The following is a 26,060-nucleotide window of genomic DNA, read 5'->3' as shown; positions in this document are numbered from 1 at the left end:
GCCCCTCCTCCCTTGGGCAACTCCGGTCAGGAGCGGATACGGAGCACGCTGTTGCCCGGGTAGATGGCCTGCGAGCCGAGCTCCTCCTCGATCCGGATGAGCTGGTTGTACTTGGCCGTACGGTCGGAGCGGGACAGCGAACCCGTCTTGATCTGACCGCAGTTGGTGGCCACTGCCAGGTCCGCGATGGTGGTGTCCTCGGTCTCGCCCGAACGGTGCGACATGACCACGGTGTACCCGGCCTTGTGCGCGGTCTCCACGGTGGTGAGCGTCTCCGTCAGGGAGCCGATCTGGTTGACCTTCACCAGGATGGAGTTGGCGTAACCCTCGCGGATGCCGTCCTTGAGCCGGTCGACGTTGGTGCAGAAGACATCGTCGCCGGTGAGCTGGATCTTGTTGCCCAGGGAGGCCGTCAGCTGCTTCCAGCCCTCGATGTCGTCCTCCGCCATGGCGTCCTCGATGGAGGCGATGGGGTAGCGCGACACGAGCTCCGCGAGATAGGCGGCGTGCTCGTCGATCGAGCGCTTCACACCCTCGCCCGCGTAGTCGTAGACACCGTCGTGGAAGAACTCGGACGTCGCGGGGTCGAGGACCAGACAGATGTCCTCGCCCGGCGCGTAACCCGTCTGCTCGATGGCGCGTACCACGAAGGCCAGCGCCTCGTCGGCCGAGCGGAGGTTGGGCGCGAAGCCGCCCTCGTCGCCGACGGCGGTGTTGTGGCCCGCGTCCGCGAGGGACTTGCGCAGGGTGTGGAAGACCTCGGAGCCCATCCGGACGGCCTCGGCGAAGTTCTCCGCGCCGATCGGCGCGATCATGAACTCCTGGAAGTCGATCGGATTGTCCGCGTGGGCGCCGCCGTTGATGATGTTCATCATGGGGACCGGCAGCTGCCGGGCCGCGATGCCGCCGACGTAGCGGTAGAGCGGCGTCCGGTGAGCGGCGGCCGCCGCCTTCACGGTGGCGAGCGAGACGCCGAGAATGGCGTTGGCGCCCAGGTTGCCCTTGTTGGGCGTGCCGTCCAGATCGATCATCGTCTCGTCGACGAGAGACTGGTTCTCCGCGTCGATACCGAGCAGCGCCTCTGCCAGAGGGCCGTTGACGGCGTCGACGGCCTTGCGCACGCCCTTGCCGTGGAAACGGGCGCCGTCGCCGTCCCGTAGTTCGACGGCCTCGTTGGCGCCGGTCGACGCGCCCGAGGGCACGGCCGCACGGCCGAAGGAACCGTCCTCCAGGGTGACATCGACCTCGACAGTCGGGTTGCCCCGGCTGTCGACGATTTCACGGGCGACGATTCGGGATACCGCAGTCATGTGACTCCTCGAACGCATTGATTCAATCGCCGCCATCCTGCCAGAGTTGTGTCATCCACGCGACGGCGTCTCATAATCACCAATCAAGGCATGCCGATTGAGCGGCACAACACTCAATTGATGCGCCGTGTGGTTCAGTTCGGATTCGTGAAGTCGTCCGTCCATGGTTCGAAGGAGTCCACCGAATGACCGTTGTCGGCCCCGGCGCAGCCCAACTCACCTGCTCCTTCTGCGACAAGAGACAAGACGAAGTCTTGAAGATTGTCTCGGGTCCCGGTATCCATATCTGCGACGGATGCGTCGACCTCTGTGCGGAAGTGGTGGCCGACGAAAAGAGGTCGCAGTCAATGACCCGGCTCGGCGGACTCCCGAAGCCACGTGAGATACGGGCATTTCTGGACACTTATGTCGTGGGTCAGGACCGCGCAAAGAGGTCGCTGTCCGTGGCTGTCTACAACCATTACAAGCGGGTGCGTGCCGACGAGCCGGGCGACGACGAAGTGGAACTGGCGAAGTCCAACATCCTGTTGCTGGGGCCCACCGGCTCCGGGAAGACGTTGCTCACCCAGACGCTGGCCAGGATCCTCGACGTCCCCTTCGCCATCGCCGACGCAACCGGACTGACCGAGGCCGGCTACGTGGGGGAGGACGTCGACGGGCTGCTGCTGAAGCTGATCCAGGCGGCGGACTTCGATGTGAAGAAGGCCGAGACGGGGATCGTCTACATCGACGAGATCGACAAGATCGCCCGCCGGGGGGACGGCCCCGCTGTCTCACGTGATGTGTCCGGCGAAGGGGTCCAGCAATCGCTGCTGAAGGTACTCGAAGGCTCGGTCGTCACGGTCACACCGCAGAACCGGGGCACCGGAGCCGTCCAGGGGAGCCGCAGCCGTACAGCCCAGGAGGGTCTGCAGATCGACACCTCCCACATCCTGTTCATCGTCGGCGGTGCGTTCGCCGGCCTGGAGAAGATCATCGAGAAGCGCACCCGGGCCAAGGGCATCGGCTTCGGCGGTCAGGTGCGCTCCCGGCAGGAGGAGGCGGCGGGCGACCTCTTCGATGCCGTCACCCCGGAGGATCTGGTGAAGTTCGGGATGATCCCCGAGCTGATCGGCCGGCTGCCCATGATCACCTCGGTCGCCCAGCTGGACCGGGAGGCGCTGCTGCGCATTCTCACCGAGCCGAAGAACGCCCTGGTCCGCCAGTACCGGAAGCTGTTCCAGCTGGACGGGGTGGAGCTGGCCTTCGAACCCGCGGCACTTGAGGCAGTGGCCGACCAGGCGATCAGCCGGGGCACCGGCGCCCGGGGGCTGCGGTCCATCCTGGACGAGGCACTGATCTCGGTGATGTACGACGTGCCGTCGCTGGAGGACGTGGTGCGGGTGACCGTGACCGAGGAGACCGTGCTGCACGGGGCCGAGCCGCTGCTGGGCCGGAGCGAGGCGCAGGTCAGGACCTGACCGCAGGGCGGACCCGGGAAGAAGGGGGCGGGGCCGGGGAGCGATCCCTCCCCGCCCCCTGTGTCCTGCGGACGCGTGGAGTGTGTCTCAGTCCCGCAGCCCGTATGCCGCCAGCTCGTCCTGGGCGGCGGCGGAGTCGAAAGCACCGAGCTGGACGAAGTACCGCCGGGTCTGCGCGGAGGTGGCCCGGGCGTGCGCGCCGAGCACCTCCGGTGTGTACACCTCGGTGACGATCTGCTCAGCGGTGTCCCGGCCCAGCCCGTACCCCGCCAGTTCCTGGCGGAGCGCGTCGAGGTCGGGACGGAGGAAGGCGTCCATCAGCCGGGGAACGAGCCGCCCCGCGAACTCCCTCCCCGCGGGGTCGAGCTGGGCCCACAGCCGGCGCAGGAAGTGCGCGAAGTAGGCGTGGTGGCGCCCCTCGTCCGCCGCGTGGTCCCGGATCGTGCTGCTCACCGCATGAACGACGCCGTCCCGCTGGGGCAGTTCCGCGAGACTCGCGGAGATGAGTGTCTCGGAGACGATCACGAAGAGCAGCTCGGCCAGGGGGCGCCGGCCGGCCGGCAGTTCACCGAGGATGGCCTGGAGCCGGCGCAGGAAGAACGGCTCGCCGGGCAGCCGGGGGGCGAGACCCGTCGCGCGCCGTACCTGGGCTGCGAGGTCGGCCGAGAACAGGGCGTGGTACGCCTCGTCGCAGTACATCTTGTACGCGTCGAGCCGCATCTCCTCGGGGATGTCGACGCCGACCGAGCCGTGCGCGATGCCGAGGACCGTGCGGTTCACGACCAGGTACTCCAGCTTGGCGGTGAAGTCGAGGTACCGGTACAGGTGCTGGACCAGTATCTCGTCGAAGACCTCCGGCGGCAGCGCCCGGACCAGCGGATGCCGGGCGACCGGAACGAGATCCGGGGAGAAGAAGCGCTGCGGCTGCCCGGCGTCCTGGTCCGCGTCCATCCGCACGAGCCGGCGCGGCGCACTGCGGACGCTGGCCCGCTCGTACCAGCTCCGGAAGGAACTGCGGTACGCCGGGGGGTCCTCCTGCGCAGCCCCGGCCTCCGGGCCGTCGTCGCCGGGGGCGGCCCCGGGGTCCGGTGCCGTCCGGCTCAGCAGCTGCCTCGGGCAGTAGAAGAGCGCGGAGCAGCCGACGAACATCCCTACGGTTCCGCACATACGGCATCAGTCTCTCGGAGAAGTCACGGACGGCTGGGGGTCCCGGACACCAGGACGGGTGAGAGGCAGAGCGCGCCCGCCGCAGGACGCGGAGGAGGACCTGCCCAGGACCGCTCACCCGTTACGCGCCGGATTCCACCACGCCGTGGCCCCGCAACTGCTCGACGAAGTCGGTGACGTCGGCCAGTGCGACGTCCGCGGGGATGCCGTACTCCTCGGCCAGGCTCGCGCCGATCTCCCGGAGCGTCGAAGTGCCGTTGATCCGGCGGAAGATGGCCTCGGCGATCTCGTCGAGCTCCAGGGCCTGATCCTGTACCGCGACGTACAGCTTGCCCCGGTACTTGCGCACCCGCGCCTCCATCCGGCGCCGCACCACGCTGCCGGGCTCCAGCTCCGACTTCCCCGTCATTGGATTTCCACCTCTATGGAAAGGTCCCTGCACTGTTCCATGACCCGTGTCACCCAGGCCCCCGGCTCCTCGGGTGAGAAGCCGCTCATCGTCTCGGTGGCCCAGTACTCCGCGTAGGACAACTGCTTCGGCTGGGCCTCACGGAAGCGGCGCGCCCGCCACTTGGGGGTGCGTGAGCCGAAGGCGCCGTGGCTCTCCAGCAGTGCGTCGACCACATGGCCGAACGCCTTGCGTGCGGAGAGGACCGCGCTGTCCGTGTCGTTGGCGGCCAGCTGACCGAGTGCGTCCTCCACGGCCTCGTCGGCCTCGGCGAGCGACCGGGTCGTGACGAAGGCGCGGAACGCGGTGCCCTCCAGCCCCTGCCGCCGGGCACGCACCCAGGAAGTGCCGCTCAGGGTGATGCAGGTGGCGAGGCGCTCCAGGAACAGCTCCTCGGCGTCGATCAGCGCCTTGGCCGTCGAGTTGCCCTCCTCGAACTGGTCCCAGGTCACCTTGGCCAGCATCTGGTCGACCTGGGTGTCCTGCCAGTACTTGACCTCCCAGCGGCGGCCGTCCACGTACACCACAGCGGCGGGCACGGTGTCGGGCCGCAGCGGGACCGGGATGGTGCGGGTGCTGTCGCCCTGCCAGGAGGAGCGGGAGATCACATTGAAGTCGTAGTCGCTCATCTCGTTCGCCCAGCCCCGTGCCACGGAACCCACGCAGATCACGGCCAGATGATCGGGGGGCAGCAGCTCTCTGCGTTCCAGTTCTTCGAGGCAGCCGTTCAGACTCGCTTTCACGCCAAGTCCTTCCCATGGTCCGTGTATGAGGGGCGCGGGCTCCCTGCCGTCGTTCACGCGGCCGCGGGGCCGGAGGTCAGCAGGCCCAGTTCGAGCGACTCGGCCAGCAGGGACTCCACCGACGCGTGCGTGACACCGGCGGCGCCGAGCAGCTCGGCCAGCGGCCGCTTGCCGTCGAGCGCGTGCAGCAGCCGCACCCAGGACGGGTTCTCCAGCTCGTCGATCACGTACTCGACCGACCCCTCCACGGTCACGTACCAGAGAGTGGGCTCGTCCTGTGAGTGCAGCAGCAGGACGTTCTCCGCGAGTGCGAAGCTCAGCGCGGTGTCCACGGCCGGCCGGCGTACCACCCGGGACTCGATGCTCTCCCGCTCCGCATCCCAGTCCGTCACGGGCACCCCCTGCGGCACGGCTGCCTTCACCGATTCGACGTGAGGGGTGGGGAGATGGCCGGTCATCTGCTCGATCAGGCCGAGGTTGACCACCCGCAGCAGCAGCTCGACATGGCCGTCCGACGGGTCGCGCTCCAGGCGGCGCAGCTGGGAGCGGACCTGGTCGGCGTCCAGGTAGTGGCGGGCGGCCGGGCCGCTGAGCGCCTCTTCGAGCAGGCGGTCGCCGTCCTGGGCGAGCATCCTGATGAACGTGCGGTACGTGTGGTGCTCGCCGTCCCCGTAGAAGAAGGGGCCCTTGGGCCGGTCCACCATCTCGGGCGGCAGAATGCCGGCCATCGAGCGGCGCAGTATCTGTTTGTCCCACACGAGGCTCGCACGCAGCTGCGCGGGGACGGCCGCGACCAGTTCGATGAGGCGGTGGTCGAGGAAGGGGACCCGGGCCTCGACGCCGTTGCCGCCCGCCGTGCGGTCCTCGTGCCAGCAGTTGTAGAGCTGTACGTCGCGGTACTTCCACCGGAACAGGGCGCTGTAGGGATCCGGGGCGGCGCCGCCGGCGGCCTCGCGCAGATGGCGGGCGCTGACCGGGGACCGGCCCGACCTGTCCCACCAGGCGCCGAGGTCCGGACGGAGTCCCCGGTCACGGCTGACGCCGAGGCTGTCGACATTGGCGAGGAAGTCGTTCCAGTCGCCGCCGCCCGCGATGGTCGCCGAGTAGCCGCCGTTGAACTCGTCGGCTCCGCCGCCCAGCAGCATGGCCTTGATCTCGGGTGCGTGTGCGCCGACGTAGCGGTACATCTCGTACTTGTAGAAGGTCTCGGGCCCGGCGAGCGGCGTCTCCATCAGCCACAGATGCCTCTTCCACTCCTCGGCGGAGGGCACATGGGCCGTGTCCAGCAGCACTTGATGGTTGGTCAGGGAGAGGGAGCGCGCGAAGTTGTGCGCGGACTCCGCGTCCCCGTTGGCGAGCGTGCTGCCGTTGAGCGCGGTGAAGGTGCGCGGCTTGACCCCGGCGAGGGCCGCCACGGCCGCCGAGTCGATCCCGCCGCTGAGGAACAGCCCGATCTCGACATCGGCCATCTGGCACTCGGCGACACTCTCCGCCAGGAACGTCCCGTAGTCCCGGACGAGTTCGCTCTCGGACGCGGTGGACCCGCCGTCGTAGGCCGGGAAGTCCCAGTAGCGGTGGGTCGAGGTGGTGCCGTCGCGCACATCGATCGAGACGATGGAGGCGGCCGGCACCAGCTCGATGTCCTTGAACCACGAGTGGGCGGGGCTGTCGTCCGTCACCGGCGCCATGGTGAGCATCTGGTCGGACAGCGCCCGGCCCCAGTCGAGCTCGCGCGGGCAGGCGGGGTCTTCGAACAGCGCCTTCATCTCGCTGGCGAAGACCACCCGTTCCTGGTTGCGGTGGTAGAAGAGCGGCTTGATGCCGAACCGGTCGCGGGCGAAGATCAGCCGGCCGCGGTCACGGTCCCAGAGCACCAGCGAGAACATCCCGCGCACCCGGTCGAGGAAGTTCAGGCCGTCCCTGCGGTACAGGTGCAGCAGCACCTCGCAGTCGGAACGGGTGCGCATCCGGGTGCCGGCCGGCAGGCCGTCCGCGAGCTCACGGTGGTTGTACACCTCGCCGTTGGCGATCAGGACGAGGGATCCGTCGTCGGTGGAGAGAGGCTGGGCGCCGCCCTCCGGGTCGACCAGTGAGAGCCGTACGAAGCCGAGGCCGACGGGTCCGGAGCGCAGGTAGGTCTCGTCGTCGGGTCCGCGGTGCGCGACGGCCCTGGCCATCCGGCGGAGAAGAGCATCCGCCCGTTCGTCGGCGATCCCGCCGTCGAGGCGGGCGATCCCGGACAGGCCACACATACAGCTACCTCATTCGCTACGGGGTCGGGCCGGGCTCGCCGACGCGCGGTGCCGGTACGGGTGGTGCCGCGCCCGGATCGCCCCGGGCGCGGCACTGATGCCGTGCTGAGAGACTCAGACGACGCTCTTGAGGACGGTGCCGGAGGTAACCTCCTTGGCCACCGGCTTGGTGTACTTGCGCATTGCATTCACCTCCCCGCCATTGAACGGGACCGGCAGGGCCCGACTTACGGCCCGCCTGAATTCCCTCGGTCGGTACGCTCGAAATGCAACCGTCAGATCCCGGTCTCCGTCAAGGTCCACATGAGACAAGCGACGTGTCAGAAATTCCTTATCGGCCCGCATAGTTGCTGGTCAGGGGTGTGCGTGACAGGGAATTGCTGCAATATGCCTCCCCCATACATGCCTGCGACATGAGACAGAATCTTGGCCGCCGGCGTTCCCTGCTCTATATAGATCGCGACTCGGCAATCGATTCGGGGTGTCCTCTTTGAGTGAATCATCGGTATCGCGCCTTATGCGCACCATGCGGATCGACAGCGTCATGGACAACGTGGCGCGTATCAGTTCCTTCGACCGGTATCAGGCGTCGCTCGGACTCGGGCAGGCCGCCGCGGTGGTGGCCGGCGAGGCCGCTCGCGCAGGCCTCGACGAGGTGGCCGTCACCCACTTCCCGGCCGACGGGAAACCGCAGTGGTGGACCTTCCGCGCGCCGGTCTCCTGGACGCCGCTGACCGCCCGCTGCACCGTCTTCGCGGGCGCCGGGGGCACCGGCCCCGCCGTCGCGCACACGGACCACGCGCAGCAGCCGTTCGCCCTGGCGGCCTACTCCGCCGCCACCCCTGCGGGCGGAGCCGTGGCGCCGCTGGTCCGGATCCGCGGTGACGAGGCGATCGGCTCCCGGCTGGCCGGTACCGTCGCGGTCGTGGACCGGTCCGCCTTCCTCCGGGGCTCACTGATCCCCGAGCTCACGGCGGCCGGTGCGCTCGGCCTGCTGACCGACGCACCGTGCAACACGGCGGACGGGGAACCGAAGCCCGGCCGTATCGAACTCCCCATGGACAGCGCCCTCTTCGCCTTCAGTGTCACGCCTGCCATGTTCGGGGCGGCAGCGTCGGCCGCGGACGGCGGAGGGAGCGTGCGGGCCGAGATCGCCGTCGACCGGACCGCCGCGATGCCGGTCGTCAGCGGGGTGCTGCCCGGAGACGACACGGACGACGAGATCTGGCTGACCGCACACCTCTGCCACCCCCGTCCAGGCTCCAACGACAACGCGTCAGGGGTGGCCGCGCTGCTCGGTGTGGCCGACGCACTGTCCCGGGTCCGCCGCGCGGACTCCGCGTACGGCACACGGCGCCCGGTCCGGTTCTTCTGGGGAGCCGAGTTCCTCGGCAACGCGGCAGTACTGCACAGCCGTTCACAGCCGGGCGGCGGCAGGTTGCCCGCGGCTCTGATCAACCTGGACATGGTGGGCGAGGACCAGGCGCTCTGCCGCTCGCCCTTCGTCGTCGAACGGCCCCCGGAGACCAGCCCCACCCTGCTGGCGCCGCTGGCCGAACACGTGGTGGAACAGGTCTTCGCCGCCACCGGGGACAGCCCCGGGACCTGGAGTCCCTCGCCCTTCCTCGGCTTCTCGGACCACGCCCTGTACGCCGATCCCTCGGTGGACCGCCCCGCGGTGCAGTTCTGTCATCCGGACGACCGGTTCAACCACTCGGCGGCCGATTCCCCCGACAAGGTGTCGCCGGTGGAGATGGCGCGCGCCACCACCGCCGGCGCGGCGCTCGCGCTGCTGCTCGCCAACGACGGGCCGGGCCCGGACGCGCTCGGCAGGATCGTGGACGGCTGGTGCGCGGGCGAGGAGGAGGCCGCGGCCCGGGTCGCCCGACGGCGCGGCGACGCCTGGGGCCAGGGACTGCACGGCCATGTGCTGCGCTGGAACGAGGAGTTGCGGTCCCTGGCCGCCGGCGCCCCGCCCGGTGGGCAGGGGCTCCCCGCGGCTGCCGGCGTCCCTTCCGGGGGCCGGCCCGTGGAGCGCCGCTGGGACGGCCCGCTGAATCTCCGCGCCATGCTGGGGGAACTGCCCCCGGCGACACGGGCCCGGCTCGCCTCGATGATCGCCGCCGACAAACACCAGTTGTCGGTGCTGTTCAACCTGGCCATCCGCGCCGACGGCCGGCGGGACCGCCGGGCGGTGTGCGCCGACACCTCCTACGCGCTGCGGCGCCCACTGGAAGCCGCCGGTACCGAGCGGCTCTTCGACGCGCTGCTGGAGTCGGGCTGGCTGGCCGAGGTATGAGCGGCGGGGCCCCGCGGGACGCGCCGTCCCCGGGTGCCCCGCGTGCCCGCCTGCCCGCACCCCGCCTGCCCGTACCCTGTCCGCCTGCGCCCCGCCCGCCCGCGCCCCGTCCGTCAGGCGGGCGGGGCGCACATCGCGGGCCTGCGTCCCGGATGACCGGTGGCCGACTCCACCACCGAGCCGGCCCGCAGAACCGTCGCCTCGTCGAACGGGCGGCCCACGATCTGCATGCCCAGGGGGAGCCCCGAGCCGGAGAGTCCAGTCGGCAGGGCGAGCGCCGGGTGGCCCGTCACATTGAACGGGATCGTCTGCATCCCGGTCAGCCCGCGCGGGGGCGGCCAGTCCAGCGGGAAGGCGTCAAGCCGGCCGGCCGGGGCGAGACCGGTCGCCGTGACCAGCACGTCGTACCGGTCGAACACGGTGCCCTGCACGGTGTCGGCCAGCTCCTGGCGCAGCCGGTACGCCTGCAGCAGATCGGCCGCGCTCAGACCGGCCGCCGGGGCGATGCGCTGGTAGGTGTAGCGGCCGTAAGAACCGGGACGCGCCCTCAGATCGGCCTCGTGGATGGCGTACGCCTCGGCGGACATGATGACCCGGCCGCAGGCGTTGAAGAGGGCGTACGGGGGCAGTTCGACCTCGGTGATCCTCGCGCCGCCCTCCGTCAGCGCGGCGAGTGCGCGTTCGATCGCCGCCACCACCTCCGGTGAGGTCCCGGGGTCCCCGGCGAACCAGCCCGGCGCGTAGGCCACCCGCAGTCCACGCACACCCCTGCCGAGGCCGTTCGTGTACACGGGAACAGGACTCCGGACGCTGGCCGGGTCCAGCGGGTCGTGGCCGGCCACCGCGCCCAGGGCGATCGCGGTGTCCTCCACGGTCCAGCCGAGCGGCCCCATGTGGTCGAGCGCGTACGAGAGCGGGAAGGCGCCGCGCCGGGAGACCAGGCCGTATGTCGGCTTGAACCCCACGGTCCCGCAGAGGCAGGCGGGCCCGCGGACTGATCCGCTGGTGTCGGAGCCGAAGGCGACCCGCACCAGTCCCGCGGCGACGGCGGCCCCTGCCCCTGAGGACGAAGCGCCGGTGAAGTGCTCGGGGTTCCAGGGGTTGCGTGCCGTCGGGAAAGGCAGCTCGGGGCTCGGGCCGCCCAGCGCGAACTCATGGGTCGCCAGCTTGCCGACCAGGACCCCACCGGCCGCCCGCAGCCGGGCCTCGACCTCGCTGTCCGTGTCCGGGACGTGGTCGACCATCAGCCACGAGTGGCTGGTGGTGCGGATCCCCTCGGTGTCGAAGATGTCCTTGAGCCCGTAGGGAATGCCCTGCATCGGGCCCCGGTCGATGCCCGCCGCCAGTTCCCGGTCGGCCCGCGCCGCGTCCTCCAGCGCGCGCTCCCCGGTCACCGTCACGAACGCGTTCAGCAGCGGATCGATCCGCGCGATCCGCTCCAGGGCGTGCCGGGTCAGCTCCGACGACGTCAGGGTGCCGGAGCGCATCCGGGCCCCGGCCTCGGCGACCGTGAGCTCGTGCAGCGGCGCCGAGCCGTCCGGCGCTGCGGTCTCTCCCGGCCGGCCGGGTCCGGATTGCCGGCGCCCGCCGGGACCGGGACCCGCGGTGGTTCTCGTCCGTACACGGTGTTCAGTCAACAGGGGGTTCCGTCCTCATCCGGTACACGCCCGACGGCTCATGGCCGACCGGGCGATCCGCACTGCGCAACAGCTCTGCCATCGCCATGAGTTCGGCGTACGAGGCTGCCGTCCCGGCCCGGAACTCCGGGGGTACGGACAGTCCCGCACGCGACATCACCAGGTCGAAGTCGGACGGCTCGCCTGCCCTGTTCACCTGGCAGGCCTCCCCAGCCCGAGATGGTCCCGCAGCGTCGTTCCTTCGTACTCGGTGCGGAACAGCCCCCGGCGCTGGAGTTCGGGCACCACGAGATCGGTGAAGTCAGCGAGAGAAGAAGGCAATTGAGGGGGCATCACGATGAACCCGTCCGCCGCACCGCTCCGGAACCAGTCGGCCAGCTCGTCCGCGACCGACTCGGCCGTGCCGACGACTTGACGGTGGCCGCGCGACCCGGCCACCCGCTTGTACAGCTGACGGATGCTCAGTCCTTCCTCCGCTGCCATCTTCGCCAGCAGTTCGCTCCGCGACTTTCCCGAGTTGGACGGGGGGATCTCCGGGAGCGGCCCGTCCAGGTCGTAGCCGCTCAGATCGACATGACCCAGTTCACTGCTGAGCAGGGAGAGCCCCACCTGCGGATCGATCAGGTCCTGGAGGCACTCGAACTTGTCCTCGGCCTCCGCCATGGTGCGTCCGACAAAGGGGAAGATCCCCGTCATCACCTGCACCGACTCCCGGGACCGCCCGTGCTTCTCGGCCCGCGCCTTCACGTCGGCGGTGAAGGCCTGCGCCCCGGCAACCGACTGCTGCGCGGTGAACACCACATCGGCGGTGGCAGCGGCCAGTTCGCGGCCAGGACCCGACGATCCCGCCTGGATCGTCACCGGATGCCCCTGCGGGGTGCGTGGCATGTTGAGCGGGCCGCGTACCGTGAAGTGGTCGCCCCGGTGGCCGAGCGGGCGCACACCGTCCGGGTCGAAGAACTGCCCGGCCTCCTTGTCGCGGACCCACGCCTCGTCCGACCAGGTGTCCCAGAGACCCTTGACGACCTGCGCGTACTCTTCGGCCCGCGCGTACCTCGCACCGTGCTCGGGGTGTTCGGTGAGGCCGAAGTTGTAGGCCTCGTACGGATTCTGCGAGGTGACGAGGTTCCACCCCGCCCTGCCCGCGCTGATGTGGTCGAGTGAGGCGATCATCCGGGCCGCGTGGTACGGCTCGGTGTAGGTCGAGGACACCGTCGCCGTCAGCCCGATCCGCTCGGTCGCGGCGCTGAGCGCGCCGAGCAGGGTGAGGGGCTCGAACTGGGCGACATAGCGGATCGCGGTACGGCTCAGCGCCTCCATGTCGGTCCCGCGCAGCGCCGAACTGTCAGGGAGGAAAAGGAAGTCGAACCGCCCGCGCTCGGCGGTCCTGGCCAGCTCGGTGTAGTGGGAGATGTTCACACCGGCGTCGGCGGGGACGTCGGGGTGACGCCAGGCCGCCACGTGGTAGCCGGTCGGGTAGAGGAAGGCCCCGAGCCGCATATGGGCGCGTTCCGTCATCGAGTCTTCCCTTCGAAGCCCCAGGTGGACAGGGGGGTGTAGAGCTCGGCCGGGGAGGCGGAGCCGTGATCGTGGGTGTACGCGGGGTCGGTGAGGAAGCCGGTTCCCTCGGCGATCAGGGTGAGCGGGCCGGCCCTGCGGCCTGCCAGCGAGCCGGGCTCCAGGAGCTCCTCGGTCCCCACCAGCCTTATGTCATGCGGTAGTTCACGCCGCAGCACGGTGGCGAGCCGGTCGGTACCGGCGGTCTGCGGGTACAGCCACCGGACGCGCCCCGCGCCCCCCATGGTGAATCGGTGTTCCTTGCCGAGCCGGTCCAGCATCAGCTGCAGTCCGGGATCGTGCCGGGTCGGAGTGAGCCCGTGATCGGCGTGGGCAGCCACCGCGACACCCCGGTCCGCCAGTTCCTGCGCCAGTGTCCCGATGCGGGTGAGCACCTGCTGGACGTGGCTGTCGTACCCGTGGTGATGGACGTGGCGGTCGAGTTCGACGAAGCACCACAGCAGGCAGGGTCCTTCGCCGCCGTACCGGGCGAGCGTGGTCCCGATCGCGCTGCGGAGACGGCCGGCGACCTCCCCGGGGGGCGGCGGCCGGTAGGAACCGTCCGCCACGGTCCCGGGCCCCGTGTAGAACCGGTGCCCGGTGACGGGCTCGGCGTGCCGCAGCAGCGCGTCCCGCCAGCTGGACGGGTACGCCTCCAGGTCACCGAGGACGGCGAGAGGGCGCAGACCAGAACGCGCCGCGTCACTGAAGATGTTCTCGCGGACGGGAGTCAGCCCGGGACCCGCGTACTCCATCACGTTGATCAGTGCCCCCGAGCCGCCGGGATCGCTGAAGACCACTCCGGGGACGCCGTGTTCGGCGACCGGGCACCCGGTGAGCGACGAGAGCCAGCCGGCCGACGAGGTCGTCGGGCGGACCGAGGTGAGCCGTTCGGTCCTCGCGTGCGGCCAGTGCGCCACGGCCTGCTCGAACGGGAGCCCGTCGACGGCCAGGACCACGAGGTGCCGGGGCGCGGCGTGGGTCGCTGCCGCGGCTGTCAGTGCGGCCAGCCGTGAGCGGAACGCCGTGCTCATGCCCCCTCCGCGCGGGCCAGTCGCTCCACCGCTTCCTCGGCCCACTGCGCGGCCACGCCCAGGACCGAGCTGTTGGAGGAGGGGCGCGCCGCACTCTGCTGGAAGACCCGGAGCCCTTCCGCGGGGGCGCCGAGAAAGGTGAGCCGGGGTTCGGTGCCTCCGTCCGGCAGCACCGGGTGGAAGCGCTCCGTGAGGTCGAGCCCGCCCGGTACGAAGTCCGGGGCGCCGTCGTGTCCCTCGTTGCGCCACTGCCTGGCCAGTCCGGAGCCCAGCAGCGTCCGGTAGAGCGGCAGCACATCGCGGTGGGGGTCGAAGGGATGCACCCGCCCCTCGACGACGGCGTCGACCGTACGGACCGCTCCGGTGGCGGAGCCCGTCACGCGGAAGGACCGCCGCGCGCCGCCGTCCACCGGCACGACCGACGGCCGTGGCCCCACCGAGAGGTCGAGCAGCCCGGTGTCGAGCAGGGCGAGTACCTTGCGCATGGGCTCAAGTCCGGCGCCGTTGGACAGCCGGTTGTAGTGGCGGAGATGGGTGCGTACGAACCGGCGGTGCGAAGCGGCAGTCAGACCGCCGAAGTCGACCGCTTCACCGAACACGGCGCGCAGGTCGCGCCACACCCCGTCGCAGGCGGCCTTGAGCGCGTTGCCGAGGTTGCCCTCCAGCGCGTCGGCGTGGTCGCGCCGCAGGTAACCGGCGGTCTGCCGGGCCCAGTCCGCGCCGTCGTCGCCGCGTACCGCCCGGGCCGCGGGCAGTGGGTCGAGCACGGCGCGCCAGTCGAACCGGCCGCCGTCCAGCGGCTCCTCCAGGGACTCGACCAGGGTGTCCGCGCCCTCCTCGCCCCACGGGCCGTCACCGGCGAGGAAGCGCCGGAAGGCCGGCCCTGCTGCCGCCCGCAACCGGCCGGCCGCCTCGTCGCCCCGGAGTGTCCTGTGGTGCACCCAGGCCATCTCCAGGACGACCAGCGGAAAGAGATGGAGGTCGAAGTCGAGTGGCCGCCGCCCGGACGCCTGAGCGGGTCCCACCCGCGCACGCAGCGCGCGTACCGCTTCGACGGTGAAGAAGACCCCTCTGTGCTCAAGCCGGGCGGGGTCGGAGACCTTGTGGTTCAGCGGACGCCCCGACACCGGAACGCCACTCGGGCTGAACGCGACGATCGACGACGGCTCACGCCCTCCCGGGACGTAGCGCAACCCCTGGGGCAGGGCCCCCGCGTCCGGTACGAAGGTCCCCCCGCGGCCTTCGGTCAGTTGCAGTACGACGTCGATGAAGGTCAGCCCGAGACCGCGCACGGCGACGGGCCTCCCCGGGCGGACCGCTTCTTCGCCGAGTGTCTCCCCGAGGGGGTACGCGCACGGTATGTACCCCTGCTTCCCGGCGAGGAGCTCCTCCGCGCTGCCCGGGGCCGGGGTGTTCCAGGAGTGCCCGGTGACGAAGAGGACCTCGTCGGCGATGAGGTCCCCGTCCCCTCCCGCGCTGATCACGAAACCCGGGTCCGGACCGTCCGCACGCCGGACAGCGGTCACCTCAGCGGCCCGCAGCTCGACGGTGACCTGCGGCAGCGCCTCCAGCCTGGCCACGTACTGCAGGAACATCTCGCGCAGCGCCAGGCCGTGCACATAGCGCCGGGGCACCTCGTACGGCCGCAGGTCGAAGTCCGGGTCGCCGGTGCGTTCGTACTGCTGGGCGCACCACTCCTGGAAGGTGGGGCGCAGCGCCTTCGGGAGCAGCTTCAGCGGCGGTTCGGTGGATTCGTCGGGGGCGAAGGCGATCTGCCCGGCCACCCGGTTGAGGTAGCCGGTGCGCGACTGCGTGTCGCTGTGCACCTCACCGGCGCCGGCCCGGCCGCCCCGCTCGAAGACCACCAGGCGCAGCGGCCCCGCCGGCGGGGCCCCGGGCAGCACGGCGGCCAGCTGGGCCACCGCATAGGTGCACATGGGGCCGCCGCCGACGATGGTCAGGCACTGCTCTCTCACGTCGGGCGCTCCGGTCAGCTGGCGGGGGAGTTCGGCAGAGCGCCGCTGAGCATCTTCTGGAACTTGCGCAACAGCGGGAAGGGGACGGTGCGTTCGACGTGGAACCCGAGCTGTTCGTTGTAGGTGTACTCCACCGGGTCCTTGAGGCTCAGCTGCGACAGACCGCGGGCGACCTGTTCCAGGTAGCCGGGGAACTGCGACTGCATGGCGTATACGACGCTGTAGTAGAGGTTGCGGCCGAGCGAGAAGCACGGGTAGCGGGCGTCGTAGTTCTCCAGTGAGAACTTGGGGAAGCAGCCGTCGATGATGCGCTTGGGGCAGAGCCACAGCGGGAGGACGAGTACGGTCTCCCCGATCTGCCGTGCGGGGAAGGCGGCGGGCTTCAGGCCGGTCGTCACCCGGTAGAGGTTCTCGCAGACGATGTCCTCAAGATTCACACCGGTGCAGATGTACGAGGTACCGATGTCGCGCGCGGCCTTGGAGAGAGCGAGGCGGATCAACAGCGTGCCGAGGAACTCGAAGTCGTCGCCCTGGAATTCACGCTCGAAACGGTCGATGAGTTCGACGGAGTCGGCAGGAATGCCGAGCAGCTGCTTGACCTCGTCGGCCTCCATGACCGTCAGTTCGAGCCCGTACTTCTCGCAGAGGGCCTGCGCCCGGGGGACACCCGCGTCCCAGTCCGGAATACCCTTGAGAATCACCGGGTGGACCCGCACGCCGTGGTCGGTCAGCTGGCTCAGGCCGTACAGCAGGGCGTTGCTGTCACCGCCGCCGCTCACTCCCACGACCAGGTCCGCGCCTTCGGGCACGTGGGCCCGGACGGTGTCACCGACGCGGTCGGCAATGATCTGCCGGCACTCCTCCGGGCTGAGCTTCTTGAGGAACGATTCGGCGGTGCCGGTCTCGTTGTCGAGCCGCTGGTAGATGTACTCGGTGGCCTCGGCGCCGGGGTGGTCGCTCTCGATCGTCTTGAAGTCCTCGATGGAGAAATTGAACGGGTTCACGTTCCGGTTGAAGTACAGAAGAATCTCGGACGCGTCCTCGAAATCTCCGAGCCGCCGGTCCAGGGACGGAGAGAGGGTCGGGTCACCGCCGGACTTGGGCATCACATAGGCCGCGACGGCGGACCACGGGACATGGTTGCGGCTGAGGATGTCGATCAGCCGCTCATCGGCTTCCCCGCTCAGCTGCTGCCGACCGTGCGAGGTCACAACAGAAACCGAAGGAAGCTCGCGTGAAGAAGTGTCGGGCATAACCAGTCCTATTCGGCGTCGATAGAGTGTGCGGGAATTACGCGATGGATGGCGAGTGGGCCGCCGGACGAATGGCGGCCCACTCGGTCATTCAATTACTGAGCGCCGGTCTCGCAGCTGGCGCCCGTGATGACCTCAAGGCCGTGCTTCGAGGCCGGCACGAAGGAACCGGCGGCACGGAAGGCCTCCAGCTCGCGGACGCCCATGACGGCGTGCTCGGCGACAGCACCGGAAGGAATGAGCTCGACGAGCTCATTCTTCAGGTTGAAGTTGCTGCTCTGCACAGCGGTGGAAACAGCTTCACGCATGTTGACCACCCTCCCTTATTTGTCAGTCGGGAAGATTTTCCCGATGGCCGGAGATTAACCTGGCACATCGGGGAACCGTCAAGGTGACCTGGGGTGCTCAATGGCGGGTCGTGGAAGTGCATTTCTTTACTCGAATGAGGTTTGATGCACTTCCCGTGTCCGAATTGACCGGTCCCGCCCTTTCTGGGGGGTCGCAGGAGTCAAAGGAACGCGGAATCTGTCTCGTCTGGAGGGCTCTCGGCCACTGCTTCTCAAATCCTGTCTCACGTGATTCCGTCCCAATATCCGGGCTCTGCTAGCATCCCGTCGCATCCTGGTACCGGTACGGCGGAAGGGCCCCATGACGACGCTCGACTGGACGGCGCTGACCCGGAGCCCGGCCAAGGAGGATCTGTACCGTCGCGAGACGTACTTCCGTGAGGGACTGCGGGACGCCGAGGACGTGTTCGGCAGCGAGGAGCCGGCCCGGATCCTGCGTGACTCCGCCCTTCTGATGCTCAAGCCCGACGGCCTGGCCGCCGGGAAACTGGCGGCCGTGCTCGGCTACCTCGCCGACCACGACTTCACCGTGGCCGCGGTGGAGGAACTCCGCTTCGGGCGTTTCCAGTGGCGTGAGCTGTGGCGCTACCAGCTCACCTCGGCCACGCTCGACCGGCTCGCCGTCAACGACCTCCTGCTGGGGGCCGGCCCGGCCCTGGCGCTGCTGCTGCGCAGCGGTCCCCGCCATGAACTCCCCGCCACCGTAAGGCTGTCCGTCCTCAAGGGCTCGGCCACGCTGGAGGCGCAGAAGCCGGGCACCCTGCGCAGCCTGCTCGGCCAGCCGAACCGGGTGCTCAGCTATATCCATGTGGCGGACGAACCCGCCGACCTGCTCCGCGAACTGGGCCTGCTCTTCGAGGAGCCCGCCCGCAGGAGGCTGCTCGCCGGGCTGGCCCGCGGCCGGCTCGGCCCGGGGGACGCGGAGGTACGGGACCGGATGCTGGAGCGATTCCCTGCTCCGGGCCGGTCACTGTCGCCGGACGAGGCCCTGCGGCGCGTCACCGGTGTGGTCGGGACGGCCGCCGCGGCGGCCGGGGAGAGCGCGGCGCTCACCGCCGTGCGCGGGCGGCTGGACCGCATGAAGAACGGCGAGCGCGTCGAGTGGCTGCCGTTCCTCCGCGACCTCGAAACCCTGGGGGCCCGTCCGGACCGCTGGGATCTGGCGGTGCTGGGCACCACCCACATCGTCTATGACGAGCCCGGCCATCCGAAGGTCCTGACCAATCCCGATCCGCAGTCCTGGAAGTGAGAGACCACATGACCACTGTCCCTGCAGCGCGCGATGCCCGGATGCCGGGGGAGTCGGCGTGGCCGGCCCTGACGGCCTCAGCCGTCAAGCGGGAACTGTTCGGTGAGGACCTCTACTTCCGGGAGAGCTGGGCCGATCTCACCGATGTGGCCGGGCCGGACGCCGCGGTCGCGGCAGGCCCGCTGGCCCTCCTGAGTTTCAAGTGCGACGGGATCGCCGCCCGCCGCGCCGGACGGACCCTGGACTACCTCGCCGAACACGGTTTCAGCATCCTCGGGAGCGCCCGGTTCCGGCACAACCGGCATTCCATGCGGGAGCTCTGGCGGTACAACTGGCACGTCTACGCCACGGACCGGCTCGCCCTGATGACCCTCATGCACAGCGTCACCGACTCGGTGCTGGTCATCGCCCGCGACGACCGCTACGACGGTGTGGTGCCCGGCTCGGTGCGCCTGGCCGACCTCAAGGGCTCCGCCGACCCCGCGGCGCGCGGCCCGGAACACCTCCGGTCGGTCCTGGCCCCGCCGAACAAGATCATCAACTTTGTGCATGTCGCCGACGAACCCGCGGACATCGTCCGGGAGGCCGGTATCTTCCTCGACCGCCCGGCGCGGCGTGAGCTGTTCGCCGAAGTGGCCGCCGCCTCCGCGGACACGGCCACCGAGCGGGCGTACGCGGAGGTCGGCCGGCTGGAGGCCGAATACCCGGCGACCGGTTTCGAGCTGGACGCCGCCCTCGACCTGGCCGGGCTCCGCGCGGGCCCCGACGCCGGCGCCAGGCTGCGCTTCGCTGCCTCCGGCGGTGAGCGGCTGACCTGGGACACTCTCTGCACGCTCATCGACCCGTCGGATCCGGGCCTCGGAATCTGGGATTTCGTCAGGATCGCCACCGAGGTACTCGACGCCGACCGCCCCGCTTCCGCGGACCTCCTTCCGCCGAGCTCCGGCGAGGAGTGGCGCGCCCGGCGCGTCTGAGCCACGCCAGGGCGGCGCCCCGCACGCGGGGCGCCGCCCTCGCCGTGCCGCGAAGAGGCGGCGGCCTCCGGGAGTGGCACACGGCCGGCCGGGGCATGCCGTACGGAGAGACATATGACCCGGTACGGGACACCCGCGCCCGGCCCGCGGCGGGCCCGGACGCCGGGCGGCCGGCGGACACGGGCACCGGACAACGAGCGGTGGTGCGGCATGAGCGAAGGACCGCGGGCGGCGGACCGACCGGATCCAGGGCTTTTCGGTCCCGGTTCGGTGACCTGGCAGGCACACGCGGACCCGGTCATGTGGATCGCCGGTGTCCGCGCCCTCTACCTCCAGGCGCTCCACCCGCGCGCGGTCCGCGGGGTCATGCAGAACTCGGACTTCCGCAGGGACGCCTGGGGGCGTCTGCTGCGCACCGCGAGCTTCGTGGGCACCCTCACCTACGGCACGACCGGGGCCGCCGAACGGGCCGGCGCCCGGGTGCGCCGGATCCACAGCCTCCTCGGTGCCACGGACCCGGCGACCGGCGAGCGGTACGGCGTCGGAGAACCGGCGTTGCTGCTGTGGGTGCACTGCGCCGAGGTCGACTCGTACCTCAGCGTCCTGCGCCGCTCCGGCTTTCCCGTCAGCGACGCGCAGGCCGACCGCTACATCGACGAGAACCGGGAGAGCGCCCGGCTGGTCGGGCTCGACCCGGCGCAGGTGCCCGCGGACCGCGCCGCACTCGCCGCGTACTTCGCGTCCGTACGGCCCGGACTCGCCGCCACCGCGGACTCCCGCGAGGTGGACGCCTTCCTGCGCAGGCCCCCGGTCAGCGCCGTTCTCACTCCGGCGCGCGAGGTGATCTGGCGGCAGGTGGCCGGCCTCGCGTACGCCGCACTGCCTCCGTACGCCCATGAGCTCTACGGGAGACGGGCGCCCGAGCCGGAGACCGTGACCCGCCGGCTCACTGCCACCGGCAACGCCCTGCGCTGCATTCCCGCCCGGCTGCGCTGGCAGCTGCCGCCCCGCCATATTCTGAAGGCGATGGACCGCCTGGGGCCCGGCAGCCGCCCGGCCCCGTGCGGACTGCGGACACCGGACGCCATACTGGACGGGCCGAGGGAGGCGAAGCTACACGACGGGGGCGACAGCACGAGATGGCGGACACCAGGCTGATCCACGGCCGGTACCGGCTGCTCGAACCGATCGGGCGCGGAGGCATGGGGGAGGTGTGGCGCGCACGGGACGAGTCACTCGGCCGCCAGGTGGCTGTCAAATGCCTCAAACCGCTCGGCCCCCAGCACGATGAGTCCTTCACCCGGGTCCTGCGCGAGCGCTTCCGCCGTGAGGCACGGGTGGCGGCCTCCCTGCAGCACCGCGGGGTCACCGTCGTCCATGACTTCGGTGAGTACGAGGGTGTCCTGTACCTCGTCATGGAGCTGCTCGACGGGCGGAACCTCAGCCAGCTGCTGGAGGCCAACGGGCAGCAGCCGCTGCCGGTGGCCGACATCGTCGACATCGCGCGCCAGGTCGCTTCCGCCCTCGCGTACACCCATGAGCAGGGCATCGTCCACCGGGACCTGAAGCCCGCCAACATCATGCGGCTCGCCGACGGAACGGTGAAGATCTGCGACTTCGGTATCGCCCGGCTGGGCCACGACATCGGCTTCACCTCCCGGCTCACCGGTACCGGCGTCGCCATGGGCACCCCGCACTACATGTCGCCCGAGCAGATCGCCGGCGGTGAGATCGACCACCGCAGCGACCTCTACTCGCTGGGGTGCGTGCTGTACGAAATCGCCACCGGGGCGCCGCCGTTCGACCTCGATGACGCCTGGGGGGTGCTCGTCGGCCACCGGGACACCGCGCCGGAGCCGCCGCGCAGCCACCGGCCCGACCTGCCGGAATTCCTCGACCTGGCCGTGCTCGGCCTGCTCGCGAAGACCCCGCAGGAGCGCCCGTCGGACGCCAGGGAGTTCGGCCTGCTGCTCGGCCCGGAGACGCCGGCCGCCGGACTGCCCACGACCGCCGCACCGGGCGCGGCGGTCCGACTGCCCCCGCAGCTGCCGCCGCTGCCCCCCTGGACCCGGTCCATGACCACCGGTCACAAGGCCACCGGCACCTGGACCGTCACCTCGACCCCGACCGACCGGGCGACGGCCCTCACCGGGGAGTGGACGACCGCGGGCGCCCCGGGCGGCGCCGCCCCGGTGCCCGTGGTGCCCACCGGTCAGCGGCCCACGCCGTCACCCGCCCTGGTGGCCGCGCTGGAGGGCCGCCACAACGCCGGGCTCAGCCTCAGCAGGCTGGGGCGCTGGACGGAGGCGGGGGAGGTGCACCGGGCGGTGGCAGCCGAGCGTGAGTACGTCCTCGGCCCCGGCCATCCGGCCACCCTGGCCAGCCGCTGCGAAGTGGGCTTCACCCTGCTCCGTACCGGGCGGGCGGGCGACGCGCTGCGCGAATTCTCCCGCGTCGCCGACGGCCGGGAACGCGCCCTGGGCGCCGACCACCCCGAGACCCTTGCCGCACGGCAGGAGACGGCGTACGTGCTGGGGCAGCTCGGCCGGCACTTCGAGGCGCACCAGGTGTACGCCTCGGTGCTCGCCGCCCGGGAGCGCACCCTGGGCCCCGACCATCCGGACACACTGCGCTGCCGTCACAATCTCGCCTTCAACCTGAGCAGGCTGGGGCGCCTGGAGGACGCGCACCGGATGGCTTGCGAGGTCGCCGCGGCGCGCGCCGCGGTCCTCGGCGCCGCACACCCGGACACCCTGGTGACCCGGTACGAGGTCGGCTACGCGCTGGGCCAGCTGGGCCGCTGGCAGGAGGCGCTGGAGATCTACCGCGAGGTCGCGGCGGCCCGTGCGCAGTCACTGGGCGCCGACCATCCCGACACCCTCGCCACCCGTTACGAGGTGGCCATCGGCCTCGGCCGGCTGGGCCGCAGCGAGGAGGCGCTCGAACGGTTCCGGGCGCTGGTCGGCGACCGTACGCGGGTCCAGGGTCCGGAAGACCCGGAGACCCTGCGGGCCCGGCACGGCCTGGGTGTGAACCTCGGCCGCCTCGGACGGTGGGACGAAGCGATCACCGAGGCCCGCGAGGTCTGCGCGCTGCGCGGGCAGGTGCTGGGCGGCGACCACCCGGACACCCTGGTGAGCCGCCGTGAGATCGCCGTGGGACTCGGCTGGCTCGGCCGCTGGGCGGACGCGCTCACCGTCTACCGGGAAGTGGCCGGTGCCCGGGAACGGGTGCTCGGCCTCGACCACCCCGATGCGCTGGCCAGCCGTAACGACGAGGCGCACTGCCTGGAACAGCTGGGCAGCGGCGAGGAGGCCGCCGAGCTGTACCGGCAGGTCGCCGAGAGGCGCCGGCAGCGGAGCGCGCCGGGCCTGTGAACGGCCGCGGAGCGGACCGTGCGACCGGGCGGCAGGAGGGAACCGGCGCTGCCCGGTCCGTGCGGGCCGGACGGGACAGCGCCCGGATGTCAGGACCCGATCGGGTTGACGAACGTCGCCGGGTGGGTCGCGCCGTCCTGCTTGGTGACAGCGCCGCCGAACGGCCACTTCAGCGTGAACTGCGCCTTCTCGTCGGGCGGGGTGATACGCACCAGGCCGGGCTGGAAGGCTCCCGAGCCCTTCTCCGTGGTGGCGCCCAGCGTGATGCTGAAGTCGGTGGTGCTTCCGGGCGACAGCGAGACCGCCGTCACCGGCTTCGCCGAACGCGACAGCGACCAGGTGCCGTCGGATGCCTGGTTGCCGGTCATGTCGACGCCCGGGAAGCCGCGCAGGGTGCAGGTCCGCTTGCCGATGTTGGTGAACGCCACCGAGGCCTGCGTCTGGTTGTCGGAGTTCATGTCCGGTGCGGCGTCACCACCTGTGGCGAAGGCCGCCTTCAGCTCGGATGTGTGGCAGCGGGCCCCCGCGGAGGCTACGGACGCCGTGCTCTTCCCGCCGGACCGGGTGGAGCCGTCCGACGCCTCCGTACCGCCGTTGGACGCGGAGTCGCCGGAGCCGGAGCCGGTGGCGGAGCCCGTGCTGCCGGACGCCGCGGCCTTGCCCGTTGCGCTGTCGGACGAAGAGGACGATGAACTGCCCGTCGTCCCGGACGCCTTGTCGTCGGACGAGGACGAACAGGCGGCGGCGCCGAGGCCGAGCGCTGTGACGGCGAGGAGGGAGACCATCCGGCGGGGGAGCCGGCTGAACGGTGAGGTCATGAGTGTGGGGCCTCTGCTTCGTGAGTGAGTGATCTACGTCTGGATATCACGCGCTCGGCGCCGCCACAGTTGCGGGAGACGGGCACAGCGGTATGTGACATGGGTCTCCGCGTGCCGGGTGAACCGCCCCGCCCCGCTGCCCTCTGACGACGCGTCACCGCAGACCGGCCCGGGTGGCCCGGATCAGTCGGCGGAACGCACCCAGCCGGCCGCCTCGATCCGGGCCGCGTCCGCCGCCCGGGACCCGTCGAAGACCGTACGGCGGCCGTCCCCGATCACGATGCCGGTCACATACGCCCCGCGTCCCACGTAGAGCTGATCGGTCGTGTACCGCCAGCGCAGTCGTACCTCCTTGCCGTGCCACGCTGCCAGATCGGCGTCGAGCCGGTGCCAGACGCGTCCGGACCAGCCGTCCACCGATCCTGTGGGGTGGGTCTGGGGCCCCTGTCCCTCTGCGGCGGTGGTGAAGGGCACCGGCTGCCAGGCCGCTCCGGCGTCCACCGACGCCTCCAGGACGAGGACGTCGGAGTGCGGCTCGCTGTCCCACCAGACCGAGGCGCCGAGGCGCGGCCGTCCGGACACCGGGACGACGGCGGGCAGGGTCAGGGTCGCCGTCGCCGCACTGGCCATGCCGGAGAACCAGGCGGTGCGCCCGCGCGTGGGCCGTACGGGCACCGCCCGCGCCAGGCTGTTGCCCGCCTGGACCCTGGGCGCGCTCCCGGTGCGCCAGTTGCGCACCGGATGGACCGAGTTGCCCAGCATGATCAGGAAGGTGTCGGTCGACGGGTCGAGGACCAGGCTGGTGCCCGTGAACCCGGTGTGGCCGGCGGTGCGCGGTGTGGCCATCGCGCCCATGTACCAGTGCTGGTAGAGCTCGAAACCGAGACCGTGGTCGTCCCCGGGGAACGCCGTGTTGAAATCGGTGAACAGCAGGTCGACGGAGTCGGGCCGCAGGATGCGGGCCCTGCCGTACGCACCGCCGTTCAGCAGGGTGCGCGCCAGGACCGCCAGGTCCCAGGCGCAGGAGAAGACTCCGGCATGACCGGCGACACCGCCGAAACTGTAGGCGTTCTCGTCGTGCACCTCGCCCCAGACCAGCCCGCGGTCGAGTCCCGACCAGGGCAGCCTGGCGTCCTCGGTGGCCGCGATCCGGGGCCTCCAGGAGGCGGGCGGGTTGTAGCGGGTGCGGTCCATCCCGAGCGGTTCGGTGATGCCCTCACGGACCAGTGCGTCGAGGGTGCGGCCGGTGACCCTCTCCAGGACCAGCTGCATCGAGATGAGGTTGAGGTCGGAGTAGAGATAAGCGGTGCCGGGGGCGTTGATGGGCGCCTCGTTCCACAGCATCCGCAGTCTCCCCTCCCGCGTCGGCTCCTTGTACAGCGCCAGCGTCGCGCGGAACCCGGAGGTGTGGGTGAGCAGTTGACGTACGGTCATGCCGGCCTTGCCGGCCGCGCCGAACTCGGGGAGGTACGAGGCGACCGTCGCTGTCAGCTCCAGCGCGCCCCGTTCGATCTGCTGCACCGCGACGAGGGACGTGAAGAGCTTGGAGACGGACGCCAGGTCGTAGAGGGTGTCAGGGGCCGCCGCGATCTGCTGGTCAGGGGGGAACTCCACACCGGTGTCCGACTTCTCGTCGTACGCCGAATAGCGCACCGCCTGGCCGATCGGCTCGTGCAGGGCCACCGTGCCGCCGCGCCCGGCGAGCAGGACGGCCCCCGCGTACCAGGGGTGGGTGGGGGAGGGGCCGAGGAACGCGCCGGCGTCGCGCACGAGCTGCCGCAGCGGTCCGGGGAGCAGCCCGGCCTGCTCGGCGGTGCCACGCCGGAGCGTCGTCCTCCTGGAGCCGGTGCCGGAGCCGGAGCCGGAGCCGGAGCGCGAGTCCGGGCGCGCCGTCGGTCCCGCGGCAGCGGCAGCGGCGGAGGCTCCCAGGGGGAGCGAGGCGAGGGCGAGTGCCCCTCCCAGGGCCAGCACTCCGCCGCCCAGCCGGCGCCTGCTGATGTCCCCGCCCGCAGCGTTGCCGCTCATCCAGCACTCCTTGAAAGTATCTTTCGGCACCTCGATCGACTGCGGAAACTTTCTGCCATCGGTGCGGGGGTGTCAACCCTCGTGCGGGCGGGCGTCGCGTGTCCTCCCGCCCGCCAAGGAATCTGACACTGCAT

General features: G+C 70.9%; 20 protein-coding genes. 6 read left to right on the top strand and 14 right to left on the bottom strand.

The genetic code is table 11. From position 1 onward, the window contains the following. Positions 1-26 precede the first annotated feature (26 nt). Entirely contained in the window at positions 27-1,310 is a 1,284-nt protein-coding gene (gene eno / locus OG917_RS03230; RefSeq protein WP_328315974.1) for a phosphopyruvate hydratase, read from the bottom strand. Positions 1,311-1,495: 185 nt separating this feature from the next. Between eno and clpX the strand changes: the two genes are divergently transcribed. After that, complete coding sequence (gene clpX / locus OG917_RS03225) at positions 1,496-2,770, top strand: ATP-dependent Clp protease ATP-binding subunit ClpX (protein ID WP_328315973.1); 1,275 nt, start codon at positions 1,496-1,498, stop codon at positions 2,768-2,770. Between the two features lie 87 nt (positions 2,771-2,857). Here the strand turns inward: clpX and OG917_RS03220 are convergent, their stop codons facing one another. From OG917_RS03220 to asnB, 4 genes are all read right to left on the bottom strand, one after another. After that, entirely contained in the window at positions 2,858-3,937 is a 1,080-nt protein-coding gene (locus OG917_RS03220) for a diiron oxygenase (RefSeq protein ID WP_328315972.1), read from the bottom strand. Between the two features lie 121 nt (positions 3,938-4,058). Then, positions 4,059-4,346, bottom strand: a complete 288-nt coding sequence (locus tag OG917_RS03215; RefSeq protein WP_328315971.1) for a PqqD family protein — start codon at positions 4,344-4,346, stop codon at positions 4,059-4,061. Further along, positions 4,343-5,128, bottom strand: coding sequence for a nucleotidyltransferase domain-containing protein (locus tag OG917_RS03210; RefSeq protein WP_328315970.1), 786 nt, complete (start codon positions 5,126-5,128; stop codon positions 4,343-4,345). The genes OG917_RS03215 and OG917_RS03210 overlap by 4 nt, the downstream gene beginning before the upstream one ends. Before the next feature lie 53 nt (positions 5,129-5,181). Then, positions 5,182-7,380, bottom strand: a complete 2,199-nt coding sequence (gene asnB, locus OG917_RS03205) for an asparagine synthase (glutamine-hydrolyzing) (RefSeq protein ID WP_328315969.1) — start codon at positions 7,378-7,380, stop codon at positions 5,182-5,184. Positions 7,381-7,906: 526 nt separating this feature from the next. Between asnB and OG917_RS03200 the strand changes: the two genes are divergently transcribed. Continuing rightward, on the top strand, positions 7,907-9,679 hold the full coding sequence (locus tag OG917_RS03200) for a M28 family peptidase (RefSeq protein ID WP_328315968.1): 1,773 nt from the start codon (positions 7,907-7,909) through the stop codon (positions 9,677-9,679). Between the two features lie 113 nt (positions 9,680-9,792). On the opposite strand, the gene OG917_RS03195 is transcribed toward OG917_RS03200, so the two are convergent. From OG917_RS03195 to OG917_RS03165, 7 genes are all read right to left on the bottom strand, one after another. Further along, positions 9,793-11,316: an amidase gene (locus OG917_RS03195; RefSeq protein ID WP_328315967.1), complete on the bottom strand. Its 1,524-nt coding sequence runs from the start codon at positions 11,314-11,316 to the stop codon at positions 9,793-9,795. Beyond that, on the bottom strand, positions 11,309-11,512 hold the full coding sequence (locus OG917_RS03190; RefSeq protein WP_328315966.1) for a hypothetical protein: 204 nt from the start codon (positions 11,510-11,512) through the stop codon (positions 11,309-11,311). The genes OG917_RS03195 and OG917_RS03190 overlap by 8 nt, the downstream gene beginning before the upstream one ends. Further along, entirely contained in the window at positions 11,509-12,834 is a 1,326-nt protein-coding gene (locus OG917_RS03185) for an LLM class flavin-dependent oxidoreductase (protein ID WP_328315965.1), read from the bottom strand. The genes OG917_RS03190 and OG917_RS03185 overlap by 4 nt, the downstream gene beginning before the upstream one ends. After that, entirely contained in the window at positions 12,831-13,907 is a 1,077-nt protein-coding gene (locus OG917_RS03180) for an alkaline phosphatase family protein (RefSeq protein WP_328315964.1), read from the bottom strand. The genes OG917_RS03185 and OG917_RS03180 overlap by 4 nt, the downstream gene beginning before the upstream one ends. After that, a complete protein-coding gene (locus tag OG917_RS03175) occupies positions 13,904-15,883 on the bottom strand; it encodes an FAD/NAD(P)-binding protein (protein WP_328315962.1) in 1,980 nt (659 codons plus the stop codon). Before OG917_RS03175 ends, OG917_RS03180 begins: the two co-directional genes overlap by 4 nt. Positions 15,884-15,897: 14 nt before the next feature. Next, the gene (locus OG917_RS03170) at positions 15,898-17,094 is read right to left on the bottom strand and encodes a hypothetical protein (protein WP_328315961.1); all 1,197 of its coding nucleotides are present in this window, start codon (positions 17,092-17,094) and stop codon (positions 15,898-15,900) included. Positions 17,095-17,231: 137 nt separating this feature from the next. Then, complete coding sequence (locus OG917_RS03165) at positions 17,232-17,444, bottom strand: hypothetical protein (RefSeq protein ID WP_328315960.1); 213 nt, start codon at positions 17,442-17,444, stop codon at positions 17,232-17,234. A gap of 340 nt (positions 17,445-17,784) precedes the next feature. On the opposite strand from OG917_RS03165, the gene OG917_RS03160 reads away from it, so the two are divergent. The 4 genes from OG917_RS03160 to OG917_RS03145 all read left to right on the top strand — a co-directional run bounded on the left by OG917_RS03160 (position 17,785) and on the right by OG917_RS03145 (position 23,083). Beyond that, a complete protein-coding gene (locus OG917_RS03160) occupies positions 17,785-18,732 on the top strand; it encodes a nucleoside-diphosphate kinase (protein ID WP_328315959.1) in 948 nt (315 codons plus the stop codon). Positions 18,733-18,740: 8 nt separating this feature from the next. Continuing rightward, positions 18,741-19,706, top strand: coding sequence for a hypothetical protein (locus tag OG917_RS03155; protein ID WP_328315958.1), 966 nt, complete (start codon positions 18,741-18,743; stop codon positions 19,704-19,706). A gap of 210 nt (positions 19,707-19,916) precedes the next feature. Then, positions 19,917-20,864, top strand: coding sequence for an oxygenase MpaB family protein (locus OG917_RS03150; protein WP_328315957.1), 948 nt, complete (start codon positions 19,917-19,919; stop codon positions 20,862-20,864). Then, positions 20,846-23,083 carry a serine/threonine-protein kinase gene (locus OG917_RS03145; RefSeq protein WP_328315956.1) on the top strand — a complete coding sequence of 746 codons (2,238 nt, stop codon included), beginning with the start codon at positions 20,846-20,848 and terminating at the stop codon, positions 23,081-23,083. The genes OG917_RS03150 and OG917_RS03145 overlap by 19 nt, the downstream gene beginning before the upstream one ends. Positions 23,084-23,172: 89 nt before the next feature. On the opposite strand, the gene OG917_RS03140 is transcribed toward OG917_RS03145, so the two are convergent. Together OG917_RS03140 and OG917_RS03135 are read right to left on the bottom strand one after the other, a co-directional pair. Further along, the gene (locus tag OG917_RS03140) at positions 23,173-23,901 is read right to left on the bottom strand and encodes a DUF4232 domain-containing protein (protein ID WP_328315955.1); all 729 of its coding nucleotides are present in this window, start codon (positions 23,899-23,901) and stop codon (positions 23,173-23,175) included. A 183-nt stretch (positions 23,902-24,084) separates the two neighbouring features. After that, positions 24,085-25,926 (bottom strand): serine hydrolase, encoded by a 1,842-nt coding sequence (locus OG917_RS03135; protein WP_328315954.1) that lies wholly within the window; start codon positions 25,924-25,926, stop codon positions 24,085-24,087. Positions 25,927-26,060 lie beyond the last annotated feature (134 nt).

Origin of the sequence: Streptomyces sp. NBC_00388, from assembly GCF_036061255.1 — a bacterium.
In the GTDB taxonomy this organism is placed as follows: domain Bacteria; phylum Actinomycetota; class Actinomycetes; order Streptomycetales; family Streptomycetaceae; genus Streptomyces.
The sequence above is the reverse complement of the archived record's forward strand: the minus strand, read 5'-3'. Positions and strand labels throughout refer to the sequence as shown.

Excerpts from the sequence above, each read along its gene's own strand:
- OG917_RS03180 (WP_328315964.1), bottom strand. The coding sequence starts at position 13,907 with ATGAGCACGGCGTTCCGCTCACGGCTGGCCGCACTGACAGCCGCGGCA.
- OG917_RS03220 (WP_328315972.1), bottom strand. The coding sequence starts at position 3,937 with ATGTGCGGAACCGTAGGGATGTTCGTCGGCTGCTCCGCGCTCTTCTAC.
- OG917_RS03140 (WP_328315955.1), bottom strand. The coding sequence starts at position 23,901 with ATGACCTCACCGTTCAGCCGGCTCCCCCGCCGGATGGTCTCCCTCCTC.
- asnB (WP_328315969.1), bottom strand. The coding sequence starts at position 7,380 with ATGTGTGGCCTGTCCGGGATCGCCCGCCTCGACGGCGGGATCGCCGAC.
- OG917_RS03145 (WP_328315956.1), top strand. The coding sequence starts at position 20,846 with ATGGCGGACACCAGGCTGATCCACGGCCGGTACCGGCTGCTCGAACCG.
- OG917_RS03200 (WP_328315968.1), top strand. The coding sequence starts at position 7,907 with ATGCGGATCGACAGCGTCATGGACAACGTGGCGCGTATCAGTTCCTTC.
- OG917_RS03165 (WP_328315960.1), bottom strand. The coding sequence starts at position 17,444 with ATGCGTGAAGCTGTTTCCACCGCTGTGCAGAGCAGCAACTTCAACCTG.
- OG917_RS03160 (WP_328315959.1), top strand. The coding sequence starts at position 17,785 with ATGACGACGCTCGACTGGACGGCGCTGACCCGGAGCCCGGCCAAGGAG.
- OG917_RS03155 (WP_328315958.1), top strand. The coding sequence starts at position 18,741 with ATGACCACTGTCCCTGCAGCGCGCGATGCCCGGATGCCGGGGGAGTCG.
- clpX (WP_328315973.1), top strand. The coding sequence starts at position 1,496 with ATGACCGTTGTCGGCCCCGGCGCAGCCCAACTCACCTGCTCCTTCTGC.
- OG917_RS03185 (WP_328315965.1), bottom strand. The coding sequence starts at position 12,834 with ATGACGGAACGCGCCCATATGCGGCTCGGGGCCTTCCTCTACCCGACC.
- eno (WP_328315974.1), bottom strand. The coding sequence starts at position 1,310 with ATGACTGCGGTATCCCGAATCGTCGCCCGTGAAATCGTCGACAGCCGG.
- OG917_RS03135 (WP_328315954.1), bottom strand. The coding sequence starts at position 25,926 with ATGAGCGGCAACGCTGCGGGCGGGGACATCAGCAGGCGCCGGCTGGGC.
- OG917_RS03150 (WP_328315957.1), top strand. The coding sequence starts at position 19,917 with ATGAGCGAAGGACCGCGGGCGGCGGACCGACCGGATCCAGGGCTTTTC.
- OG917_RS03215 (WP_328315971.1), bottom strand. The coding sequence starts at position 4,346 with ATGACGGGGAAGTCGGAGCTGGAGCCCGGCAGCGTGGTGCGGCGCCGG.